The sequence below is a fragment of the uncultured Intestinibacter sp. genome, from assembly GCF_902468165.1.
In the GTDB taxonomy this organism is placed as follows: Bacteria; Bacillota; Clostridia; order Peptostreptococcales; family Peptostreptococcaceae; genus Intestinibacter.
Genome location: NZ_CABQXJ010000090.1, coordinates 1 through 11,763, shown reverse-complemented (window position 1 = coordinate 11,763; position 11,763 = coordinate 1). Strand labels below are relative to the sequence as shown.

Here is an 11,763-nt window from a genome sequence, read left to right as displayed (position 1 = left end):
TAAAATATTATTAGTAAAATATTTAACTATCGTGATACATGTAGGATCCTTAACTGCTAATTAATATAAAAAAATAAAATAAATAAAGAAAATAGGATATATATTGTATTCAAATAAATAAACTTTTAAATATCATAAGCATAGATATTGCAAAAAGTATAAATAATATATTTATAAAAATCAAAAAGTATGTTACAATTAATTTTTAATATTATGAAACGAGAATAAAATAAGGAGGAAAAATAATGAAAAATAACGTTACAATAAAAGACGTTGCAAAATTAGCTGGAGTTTCAATATCTACAGTTTCAAGAGTAATAAATGACTCAAAGCCAGTTACGGATGAAGTTAAACAAAGAGTCTTAGATGTAATAAAAGAAACAGGATATGTTCCAAATCCTCTTGCAAGAAGTTTAGTTACTAAGAAAAGTAAGTTATTAGGTGTTATAGTACCAGAAGTATCAGATTCATTCGTAAATGAAATTGTAAATGGTATAGAATGCGTTACAAAAATGTACGGATATGATATATTATTAGCAAATACATATTCTGAGAAAAAGCAAGAGTTAAAGAGTATAGATTTATTAAGAGCAAAACAAGTTGAAGGGATAGTTATGATTTCATGGACGTTAGATGAAGACCATATACAATCAATCAACAATAGTGGTATACCTGCAACTTATATAAGTAAAACAGCTCAAACTTTCGATGTATATACAGTAAGTACTAACAATGAAGATGCTACTTATGATATGACAAAATATCTAATAGATAAAGGACATAAAGATATAGCTCTTATAATGACTAGTGAAGCTGATACTATACTTGAAACAGAAAGAAGAAGAGGATACGAAAGAGCATTAACTGATAATAATATAAATGTAAATCCAGATATAATAAAATATGGAAATACTGATCATGATAGCGGATATAGAGTAATGTCAGACTTATTAGAAGAAGGTATAAAACCTGATGCAGTATTTGTGACAGGTGATGAGGCTGCTATAGGAGCTATAAATGCTATCTTTGATAAAGGTTATAATGTTCCAGAAGATATTTCTGTAGCAGGATTCAACAATACTAAGCTTTCTAAAATGTATCGTCCAAAATTAACTACAGTAGGTCAACCACTTTATGATATGGGAGCTGTAGCTATGAGAATGGTAATAAAAATGATAAATGATGAACCACTTGAAGAAAAGAAATTCGTTTTACCATATGAGATAATTGAAAGAGAAAGTGTAATCGAAAAAAAATAAAAAAAGAAAATCCAACAGGCTTAAACTGGTGAATTTTAATTTTTTAAAATAACGGCATAATTTACAGCAATGTAACTTATGCCGTTTTTTAATTATAAGGAAATTATATCCATCTTAATAATGTATGAGATGAGAATCGCTCTCACTATGTGATATAATTGGCAAGGGTTTATGCAAGGTAAAAAAGACGGATGCAAAGAATGGCCTATAGAAGGTGAGTCATTGTTTTCTTATAGGGGTGAAGCATTGCCTTATATGCCTTTTGCTTACAAACATCCTGATTATTGGAAACTTATAAAATCAGAAAGTAAACGAACTGGAGATATGATTAATTCATGGAAATTATTTGATGATTCGGAAAAAGTTCATCCACTTAAGGAAGAAGAAATGATTAAGGTTGAAAATATAAAGGGAGATCTTGTGCTTATAGGAGCATCTGATGATGTTTTGTGGGACACTGTTAGGTATATCAGACGTATGGAAGAAAGGCTAAAAAATACAAATCATGAGTGTAATGTTATAGTTGCAACTTATGAGCATGGTACACATTTTATATTTCCAGAAAGCATGCTTAAAAAAATGATTCCGGTCTTTTCTGGCATATTTGTCAAATTAGCATTTAAAGAAGCGAGAAAGTATCCTGATGAGTGTAAAAAAACACGCATAGATATCGACAAAAAAGTCAGAAAAGCAATCGAAAAATGGAAAGAAAGATAAATACATAAAATAAAAAATTAATAGGCAATAGCTCTTTTTAAATAGATTATGATTTTTTAAAAAGAAGAAATACTTTTTAATTTTTCCTTTTTATATTTAGTAGGCGACAAATCCATAACTCTTTTAAATATTTCTGTGTAATAACTGGCGTTTGAAAAGCCGACATTTTCTGAGATTTCGGTGATATTTAAATTATCGCTTAAAAGAAGAGGTATACTTTTTTTAATACGATAATTTAAAAGGTATTCAAAAGGAGTTTGTTTGGTCGCCTTTTTGAAAAATCTGCAGCACTCGCTTTTACTTATATTGCATGATTCTGAAATATCATAAAGTGTTATTTTGTTTTGATAATTGCTATGTATAAAGTTGAGTATTTTAGAAAGTCTTATAATATCGTTTGAATTAAAGATTTGTTCATCTTGTAAAATAGAGCTGACCTCATTAAAAAATAATGACCACATTTCACATATTTTGCTTTTGATTAATAATTCATAACAAGATTTCTTTTCATAAAATATATTACTTGCTTGAAGTATTATAGATATAATATTTTGGTGAATTTTATTTTTAGAATCTAAGAAAAATGCCGGACATTGAGTAGAATTTTCAATTATATCAATATACTTAGTTTTTATTATACTTTCTTCATGGCCAAAAATAAAATTTGGTCTAAACATAAGTGCCAAAAATGCACAGTCTTTATTATTATAGCCTTTAGCAGTATGCAATGTATGAGAATTTATAAATAATCCATCTCCCTTTTTCATATTGTATATCTTGTCATTAACTCTATACTCCATAGAGCCTTCTAAAATTATAGAAAAAGTCATTTCATAATGCCAGTGATAATCTAAAAATCCATATTCATAAGCAAATAAGGTATTATAATCGAAATCAATAGGAAAAGTATAATCACCATACTGTTTCTTTTCTAATAGATTGTTTGCAACAATTATTTTTCTCTTCATAACAATCCCTCCTAAAATATAATGAACTTTTAGCGCAATATAGTTATAGAAATTGATAAAATCCTTATAGATATAATTTATATTATTAATTATACTTATAACATAACACCCTAGCAAGTCACGTAAAGAATAATTCAAATGTCAGAAATTTTCAGCCTAAAATTAATATTTGTTTAGTAAATCTATAAAAAATCTATAAAATTTTCATTGTATAAAATAAAAATTAAGGAGGTCTTAAATATGAGCATAATTAAATTGGACGGATATAATTTATCTTTAGAAGATTTAATTAAAGTCAGTAGATTTAATCACAAAGTTGAGCTTACAGAAAATGCAGTTGAAAGAATAAAAAAATCGAGAGCCATAGTTGATGACTTAGTAGAAAACGAAAAAGTCTCTTATGGTATAACAACTGGATTTGGAAAATTTTCAGATGTAGTCATATCTAAGAAAGATACTCATAAACTTCAAATCAATTTAATAAGAAGTCATGCATGTGGTGTTGGAAATCCTCTTTCAGAAGAAATCGTAAGAGCTATGATGTTGCTTAGAATAAATGCATTATCAAAAGGATATTCAGGTATAAGACTTGAGACACTACAAATTTTAATAGATATGTTAAATAAAGGTGTTCATCCAATAGTACCAGAAAAAGGCTCTCTTGGTTCTTCTGGAGATTTGGCTCCACTTTCTCATATGGTTCTAACTATGATAGGAGAAGGAGAGGCTATATATAAAGGTGAAAAAATGTCTTCTAAAGATGCACTTGAAAAGGCAGGTATAAAACCTTTAGAGTATTTATCTTCAAAAGAAGGACTTAGTTTAAATAATGGAACTCAATGCATGACAGCAATTGGGGCAATAACTGCCTATGATGCTATAAACTTAATGAAAACTGCAGATATAGCACTTGGCCTTACTATGGAAGGTTTAAATGGTATAACTTGTGCTATGGATGAAAGAGTAAATTTAGTAAGACCTCATAAGGGACAGTTTAATACAGCAAAGAATGTTTTGGAAATATTACAAGGAAGTGAAATGACTACAGAACAAGGCGACCTTCGTGTACAAGATTCATATACTTTAAGATGTTCGCCACAAGTTCATGGAGGATGTAAAGATGCTCTTGATTATGTAATTAAAAAAGTTGAAATAGAAATGAACTCTGTAACAGACAATCCTATAATATTTCCTGGTGAAAATCAAAAAATTATATCTGGAGGTAACTTCCACGGAGAACCTATGGCACTTGCCTTTGACTTTTTGGGAATAGCTTTATCAGAAATTGCTAATATATCAGAAAGACGACTTGAAAAGATGGTAAATCCAGCACTTAGTCACGGTCTTCCTGCGTTTTTAGTTAACGAAGGCGGAGTTAACTCAGGATTTATGATAGTTCAATATAGTGCAGCATCATTAGTATCTGAAAATAAGGTACTTTCTCATCCAGCAAGTGTAGATTCAATACCATCTTCAGCAAATCAAGAAGATCATGTTTCTATGGGGACTATAGCATCGAGACACGCTAGAGATATATTAGATAATGCTAGAAAAGTATTAGCTATGGAAATACTAGCATCAGCACAAGCTATAGACTTAAGAGGAAAGAAAAAACTAGGAAAAGGCACAGAAGAAGCATATAAAATTATAAGAGAGAGAACGCCTTTTGTAGATAAAGATAGAATAATGTATAAAGATATAAATATTTGTGAAGATATTATAAAAGAAAATTTATTAGTAAAAGCAGTAGAAAAAGCTATAGGAAAAAAATTATTAGTAGGTGAAGAAATAGTTAGCGATTTAAAACTTTAATTTACACAGGAAAATTTAAGGGGGAATTTAAATTGAATAATTTAAATATAAGAAATGAAGAGATAAATAAAGCTTTAACTATCAAACTCGACAAAATTCCAGATAAAATTCCAGCATTTCAAGAACATATAAGAAGAGCACCTAAACGTGAATCAAAATTGACAAATTCAGATATAAAACTAGCATTAAAAAACGCTTTAAGATACATACCACAACAATATCACGAACAATTAGCACCCGAATTTTTAGATGAATTATTAACATATGGACGAATTTATGGATATAGATTTAGACCAGAAGGAAAAATATATGGAAAACCAATAGATGAATATAAAGGAAAATGTATAGAAGGTAAGGCATTTCAAGTTATGATAGATAACAATCTCGACTTTGATGTAGCGCTTTATCCTTATGAATTAGTTACATACGGAGAGACTGGACAAGTATTTCAAAATTGGATGCAATATCAACTTACAAAAAAATATTTAGAAGAACTTACTCAAGATCAAACTTTAGTGCTACATTCTGGTCATCCAGTAGGGCTTTTTAAATCTAAACCAGATGCACCAAGAGTAATTCTCACAAACTCTCTAATGATAGGTATGTTTGACAATCAAGAAGAGTGGAAAAGGGCAGTTGCAATTGGTGTTGCAAATTACGGTCAAATGACGGCTGGCGGTTGGATGTATATAGGTCCACAGGGAATAGTTCATGGTACATATTCAACAATATTAAATGCAGGTAGATTAAAACTTGGTATACCTAAAGATAAAAACTTAAAAGGAAAATTATTTGTAACTTCAGGTCTTGGCGGGATGAGTGGAGCCCAAGGTAAGGCAGTAGAAATTGCTGGTGGAGTTGGAGTAATAGCGGAAGTAGATTCATCGAGAATAGAAACTAGATATACCCAAGGGTGGATTAGCAAGGTTACACAAAGTCCAAAAGAAGCATTCGACTTAGCAAAAGTAGAAATTGAAAAAGGGGAAGCCTGCGCTATAGCATTTCATGGGAATATAGTAGATTTACTTCAATACGCAGTAGATAATGATATACATATTGATTTACTGTCAGACCAAACTTCTTGCCATGCACCTTATGATGGAGGATATTGTCCACAAGGAATCACTTTTGAAGAAAGAACAGAACTTTTGGCAAATGACAAAGAAAAATTTATAGAATTAGTAGATAAAACTTTATTAAAACATTTTGAATTAATAAAAATATTACACGACAAAGGCGTTTACTTCTTTGACTATGGAAATAGTTTTATGAAGGCTGTATATGATGCAGGTGGAAAAGAAATATCTAAAAATAAAATAGATGAAAAAGATGGATTTATATTCCCATCTTATGTTGAAGATATATTAGGACCTCAATTATTCGACTTTGGTTATGGACCATTTAGATGGGTTTGTTTAAGTGGAAAACGTGAAGACTTAATAAAAACTGACCATGCTGCAATGGAATGTATAGACCCAGATAGGAGATATCAAGATAGAGACAACTGGATATGGATTAGAGATGCAGAAAAGAATAACTTGGTAGTAGGAACACAGGCGAGAATACTATACCAAGATGCAATTGGAAGAACTAAAATAGCACTTAAATTCAACGATATGGTAAGACGTGGCGAAATTGGACCAGTTATGATGGGAAGAGATCACCATGATGTATCTGGAACAGATTCACCATTTAGAGAAACTTCAAACATAAAAGATGGAAGCAATATAATGGCAGATATGGCGACTCACTGCTTTGCTGGAAACTGTGCAAGAGGAATGAGTTTAGTAGCTCTTCATAATGGTGGAGGAGTTGGAATAGGAAAATCAATCAATGGTGGATTTGGTATGGTTCTAGATGGTTCACAAAGAGTTGATGACATACTTAGAACTGCTATGCCATGGGATGTTATGAGTGGCGTTGCAAGACGTGCTTGGGCTAGAAATGACAACTCAATCGACACTGTAATAGAATACAACAAAATGTGCGAAGGAAAAGATCATATAACACTACCGTTTTTAGTTGATGATGATTTAATTGAAAAAACAGTTGGAGATAAAAAGTTTTTTTAAATAAGACTTAAGTAAGTTAAATATATTATGTATAAAAATATTATCCTAGCTCAATAATACGATTTTTTGGGGCTAGGAATTTATATACAAGGAGGATAAGATTGTGGCTATAGTTCAATGTGTACCAAATTTTAGTGAAGGCAGGGATTTAGATAAGATAGAGAAAATAATTAATCCTTTAATAGGAAAAGAAGGCGTAAAACTATTAAATTATGAAGCTGATAAAAATTACAATAGATTAGTAGTTACGATAATAGGAGAGCCCCAAAAGGTAAAAGATGCAGTATTTGAAGCTATAGGTGTGGCAAAAGATATTATAGATATGAATAAACATAAGGGACAGCACCCTAGATTTGGTGCTACTGATGTTTGCCCATTTATTCCTATAAAAGATATGGATATGGATGATGCTATTAAACTAGCTAATGAGCTTGGTGAAAAAGTCGCAAAAGAATATAAAATACCTGTATTTTTATACGAATGTGCAGCTACTAGAGGTGAAAGAGAAAACTTAGCAACAGTTAGAAAAGGAGAATTTGAAGGACTAGATAAAAAATTAGAAGATACTAATTGGACTCCAGATTATGGTGTTAATAAAAAACATAAAACAGCAGGAGCAATTGCTATAGGAGCTAGAAGACCATTAATTGCTTATAACATAAATCTAGATACTACAAATATTGATATAGCATCAAAAATAGCAAAAACAATTAGACATTCAAATGGTGGATATAGATATATAAAAGCGGGCCCTGTAGAAGTACCAGAGAAAAATATGACCCAAGTTACAATGAATTTAACAGACTATACAAAAACGAGTATGTACAGAGCGTTCGAGGCGGTAAAAATGGAAGCTAAAAGATATGGAGTAAATATTATAGGCAGCGAAATAGTCGGTCTTTGTCCTATGGAGGCACTTGTCGATGTGGCATCATATTATTTAGGGCTTGAAAATTTTACACTAGATAAAGTTTTAGAAACTAGTTTAATGGAATAAATTTTTAAATACTTGTATATAAAGCGGGGGAAGTACAATGAAAGCCGATTTGATTTTAAAAAATATTGGGAAATTAGTTACAATGCAGGGTTCATCAAATTTTAAAGTAAAAGAAGAGATGAATAACACTCAGATAATAGAAGATGCGTATATAGCAGTTAAAAACGGTAAAATACTAGCTATAGGAGTAGGAGATATATTTGGAAATATTATTGGTCCAAATACACAAATACACGATGCACAGGGGCTTTTAGTAACACCTGGACTTATAGACACACACACACATTTAGTTCATGGAGGTTCAAGAGAAAATGAATTTTCGATGAAATTAAATGGGATACCTTATATAGAAATTTTGAAAAATGGTGGAGGAATATTAAGTACTGTAAAATCTACAAGAGAATCATCAAAAGAAAAGTTATACCAAAAAGCTAAAAAAAGCTTGGATAGAATGTTAGAGTTTGGAGTAACTACAATAGAAGCAAAAAGTGGATACGGATTAGAATTAAATACAGAAATTAAACAACTAGAAGTAGCTAAACTATTAGATAAAACTCATCCAATAGACTTAGTACATACTTTTTTAGGAGCACATGCTATTTTACAAGAGTACAAAGAAAATCATAAAGGATATATAGATATATTAGTAGATGAAATGTTGCCGAAAATAAAAAATATGGGACTGGCAGAATTTTGTGATGTATTTTGCGAAGAAGGAGTATTCAGTATAGAAGAAAGCGAGTGCATACTAAGTAGCGCAAAAAAAATGGGATATAAATTAAAAATACACGCTGATGAAATTGAGTCTTTAGGAGGAGCAGAGTTAGCAGCAAAATTAGGATGTATATCTGCAGATCATCTTATGGCAGCTAGTGATAAAGGCATAAAGATGATGGTAGAAAATAAAGTTGTGGCAAATATACTTCCTGCTACATCATTTAACTTAAATAAAAATTATGCTGATTGTAGAAAAATGATAGATATGGGAGCTATAGTGAGTTTATCAAGTGACTATAATCCGGGAAGTTGTCCTAGCGAAAATCTACAATTTGTAATGCAGTTGGGATGTCTACATCTAAATATGACTCCAAATGAAGTTCTTACATCAGTTACGATAAATGCAGCATATGCTATAGATAGAGCGGATGAAATAGGTTCACTAGAAGTTGGTAAAAATGCAGATTTTGTGGTATTTGACGCTCCTAATGTTGAATACTTAATGTATCATTTTGGCATAAATCATACCCAAAGAGTCTACAAAAATGGGAAATTAGTAGTTGATGATAAGGTTGCAGTTTATAATAAAAAACAATAAATATAAATAAGGTGTATAGGGGGGAAAGATATGAAATTAATTGATATGAGCGTGGCTGATTTTACAAACGAAGTAGATTCAAATTCGCCAGCACCAGGAGGAGGTTCTGTATCAGCTTTAGCAAGTGATATAGGGGTTTCACTTGCAAGAATGATGGCTCATCTTAGTTTTGAAAAAAAGAAGTTTGAACAATTGGACGAAAAAACAAAAGAAGAGTTCAAAGCTAGATTTGATAAACTAGGAGAGATAAGAAAAGAGCTATCTACTTTAGTAGACAAGGATACAGAATCATTTAATGAATTTATGAAGGTAGTAAAAATGCCTAAAGAAACAGAAGAACAAAATCAATTGAGAGCTAAAGCAATACAAGAAGCTACAATATTTTCTATTGAGGTACCATATAAAACAGCAAGTCTTTCATTAGAAGCCTTAAGATTACTAGATTTTTTGATTAAAAATGGGAATCAAAACGCGATAACAGATATAGGCGTTGGGACTTTAATGCTATCAGCAGGTATGGAAGGCGCAATATTAAATGTAAAAGTGAATTTAGGACAAATTAAAGACAAACAAATTTATGATAAATATAGAGATGGATGCAAAGAAATACTATCAGAAGGCAATGAAATAAAAGATAATATAATTTCAAATATACATAAACAACTAGATTGATTATAAATTAAAAATATAGTTCTCTTTTTAAATTTATAATTTTACATATCACGAAAAAAGGTATTGAAAAGTTAAATTTCAATACCTTTTTATTATCCTATTATCCCTTTTTTACTCTTTTGACTTTTTTTACAGTTTTTTTGCCAGATGAGCTATGATGTGAAGCTGATTTTTTATTTTTAGCTTTTTTAGAATTTATCTTATCTTGTATTTCTGCTTCAGATATTTTGTTCATAATAGAGTCTAGTTTTTGCTGTTGTTCTGGATTTAAAAAATTCTTAAATTTAGATACGACTTCTTCTTTCCCCTTTAAATTCTTACCGATGTTGATAAGTTCATCTAAAAGTTCATCTTCAGATTTGCCTTGATAGCTATTAGCTATATCTTCTATTTTATTTTTGTCGATATTTTTATCTTTTGCAAATTTCTCTAAAGTATCTTTGTCTATTTTATCTATTTTTTTCTTTGAATTTTTCATAGAAAACTCCTTTCTCAGCTTAAAAATAATGATTATATATAATTTATATGAGACTTCTAATAAAAGTTAATACTATAATTGAAAAAATATACATTAGTAAAAGATTTAATATATTCATATTATATGAAATGTTTATTAAAAAGTGAGAAGAAAATATACTTCTTAATTAAATATAATATATGGAAGATTTTAATCATAATATTATATATAGATATATTAATTAATAGGAACATTAACAATTAAAGAATCATATTTTAAAATATATGTTAAGATATTGTATGGATTATACCTATTATAAAAGGGGGGACTTGTATTGAACAATTTATTGTTGATACTTGGACTTTTAGCTCTGAGCAATGGAAATACGTCTTTGTTCGGTAATAAAGATAAGAATGTATCGAACGATAGTTTAAAGATAGATAAAAAAGATAATAAAAAATTAGTTCCAAAAGTAAAACAAAACAGTAAAAGCCATCAAAGCCAGAAATCTACTTCATTGTCAAATCCAAGGGGAAAAAAGATTAAAAAAATAAAAAAAATTAAAAAGAGTAGTAGGCATAAAAGTAATTCCATTGATAATGCTATAAAATATAATGTGGATGATTTAAAGACCGGAATAAAACTTATGGATTTAAATGAAGAAGATTTAGACAGGGGAATGGAGATTATAACAAGAACTAAGAAATATATGTCCTCTGAAGAACGAAAAATATTAATAAAGATGGAAAGTATATTAGATTTAGTTAAAGGAATTAAAAAATTAAATGATGTGGATATATTAGAAAAAGAAGATGAAAGTGAATTTTTTAGAAATATGGATGAAGAAGACAAAAAGAATATGATGATAAAAGAAATTTTAGAGGTATTTCCAGAAAAGAGAAAAGAATCAGTAGAAAAAGCAATAGACATGAAAAAGAAAATTGATTTATTTGCCGAGTTATTTTTACCAGAAGATGGAGAAGGCGGATTTTCACTAAGTTCCTTAGCAGATATAAGTAATTTAGGAAGTTCAAATAATATTAAATTATTAGGAAGTCTTTTGAGAGGGGATAATTTAGAAGAACAACAAAAAAGTGATGATATAGAAGATATGGAAGAATATGATGAAGACTATAATGAATATGATTATGAATATGGAGAATACTATGAAGAAGATGAAGATAGATATGATAAAAATAGATATGATTAAAATCTAGAAATTTCAACCGTAAATCAGATTTATAATATAAATTATATTTACATAGAAATTTTCTGAAAAGATTTTAAAAAATTTTCTAAAATTACCATAGAAAAAGACTTTAAATTTTTTAGATTTTGTTATATAATAAACATATAAAATCCTGAGGCATACGAATGGTGACCTTTAAATTCAACCGACAAATATTTTACGGGAGATTGGAGTTAGGTAGCGGAGTAAATATATCTTGTATTTATATAAGAAATTAGAAACTATCTACAGATCACCCACCTGGG

The 11,763-nt window shown here is 29.6% G+C and carries 10 protein-coding genes; 8 read left to right on the top strand and 2 right to left on the bottom strand.

Annotation, left to right across the window (positions count from 1 at the left end; genetic code table 11):
* The first annotated feature begins 245 nt into the window (after nucleotides 1-245).
* Both RDX53_RS12725 and RDX53_RS12720 read left to right on the top strand, forming a co-directional pair.
* Nucleotides 246-1,259: a LacI family DNA-binding transcriptional regulator gene (locus tag RDX53_RS12725; protein ID WP_195930133.1), complete on the top strand. Its 1,014-nt coding sequence runs from the start codon at nucleotides 246-248 to the stop codon at nucleotides 1,257-1,259.
* A gap of 171 nt (nucleotides 1,260-1,430) precedes the next feature.
* Nucleotides 1,431-1,976 (top strand): acyl-CoA thioester hydrolase/BAAT C-terminal domain-containing protein, encoded by a 546-nt coding sequence (locus tag RDX53_RS12720; protein ID WP_195930132.1) that lies wholly within the window; start codon nucleotides 1,431-1,433, stop codon nucleotides 1,974-1,976.
* Nucleotides 1,977-2,032: 56 nt separating this feature from the next.
* Here RDX53_RS12720 and RDX53_RS12715 read toward each other — a convergent pair whose 3' ends face one another.
* The gene (locus RDX53_RS12715) at nucleotides 2,033-2,944 is read right to left on the bottom strand and encodes an AraC family transcriptional regulator (RefSeq protein ID WP_195930131.1); all 912 of its coding nucleotides are present in this window, start codon (nucleotides 2,942-2,944) and stop codon (nucleotides 2,033-2,035) included.
* 240 nt (nucleotides 2,945-3,184) lie between these two features.
* Between RDX53_RS12715 and hutH the strand changes: the two genes are divergently transcribed.
* The 5 genes from hutH to RDX53_RS12690 all read left to right on the top strand — a co-directional run bounded on the left by hutH (nucleotide 3,185) and on the right by RDX53_RS12690 (nucleotide 9,812).
* Nucleotides 3,185-4,756 (top strand): histidine ammonia-lyase, encoded by a 1,572-nt coding sequence (gene hutH / locus RDX53_RS12710; RefSeq protein WP_307994279.1) that lies wholly within the window; start codon nucleotides 3,185-3,187, stop codon nucleotides 4,754-4,756.
* A 32-nt stretch (nucleotides 4,757-4,788) separates the two neighbouring features.
* The gene (locus tag RDX53_RS12705) at nucleotides 4,789-6,828 is read left to right on the top strand and encodes a urocanate hydratase (RefSeq protein ID WP_195930129.1); all 2,040 of its coding nucleotides are present in this window, start codon (nucleotides 4,789-4,791) and stop codon (nucleotides 6,826-6,828) included.
* Between the two features lie 103 nt (nucleotides 6,829-6,931).
* Entirely contained in the window at nucleotides 6,932-7,825 is an 894-nt protein-coding gene (ftcD, locus tag RDX53_RS12700; protein ID WP_195930128.1) for a glutamate formimidoyltransferase, read from the top strand.
* 37 nt (nucleotides 7,826-7,862) lie between these two features.
* Nucleotides 7,863-9,140 (top strand): imidazolonepropionase, encoded by a 1,278-nt coding sequence (gene hutI, locus RDX53_RS12695; RefSeq protein WP_307994278.1) that lies wholly within the window; start codon nucleotides 7,863-7,865, stop codon nucleotides 9,138-9,140.
* 30 nt (nucleotides 9,141-9,170) lie between these two features.
* Nucleotides 9,171-9,812 (top strand): cyclodeaminase/cyclohydrolase family protein, encoded by a 642-nt coding sequence (locus tag RDX53_RS12690; protein WP_195930126.1) that lies wholly within the window; start codon nucleotides 9,171-9,173, stop codon nucleotides 9,810-9,812.
* Between the two features lie 100 nt (nucleotides 9,813-9,912).
* Here RDX53_RS12690 and RDX53_RS12685 read toward each other — a convergent pair whose 3' ends face one another.
* Nucleotides 9,913-10,290, bottom strand: a complete 378-nt coding sequence (locus tag RDX53_RS12685; protein WP_195930125.1) for a hypothetical protein — start codon at nucleotides 10,288-10,290, stop codon at nucleotides 9,913-9,915.
* A 313-nt stretch (nucleotides 10,291-10,603) separates the two neighbouring features.
* On the opposite strand from RDX53_RS12685, the gene RDX53_RS12680 reads away from it, so the two are divergent.
* Nucleotides 10,604-11,479, top strand: coding sequence for a hypothetical protein (locus RDX53_RS12680; RefSeq protein WP_243269568.1), 876 nt, complete (start codon nucleotides 10,604-10,606; stop codon nucleotides 11,477-11,479).
* The last annotated feature ends 284 nt before the right edge of the window (nucleotides 11,480-11,763 follow it).

Coding starts and splice junctions, on each gene's coding strand:
- RDX53_RS12725 (WP_195930133.1), top strand. CDS start 246: ATGAAAAATAACGTTACAATAAAAGACGTTGCAAAATTAGCTGGAGTT.
- RDX53_RS12720 (WP_195930132.1), top strand. CDS start 1,431: ATGCAAGGTAAAAAAGACGGATGCAAAGAATGGCCTATAGAAGGTGAG.
- RDX53_RS12715 (WP_195930131.1), bottom strand. CDS start 2,944: ATGAAGAGAAAAATAATTGTTGCAAACAATCTATTAGAAAAGAAACAG.
- hutH (WP_307994279.1), top strand. CDS start 3,185: ATGAGCATAATTAAATTGGACGGATATAATTTATCTTTAGAAGATTTA.
- hutI (WP_307994278.1), top strand. CDS start 7,863: ATGAAAGCCGATTTGATTTTAAAAAATATTGGGAAATTAGTTACAATG.
- RDX53_RS12690 (WP_195930126.1), top strand. CDS start 9,171: ATGAAATTAATTGATATGAGCGTGGCTGATTTTACAAACGAAGTAGAT.
- RDX53_RS12685 (WP_195930125.1), bottom strand. CDS start 10,290: ATGAAAAATTCAAAGAAAAAAATAGATAAAATAGACAAAGATACTTTA.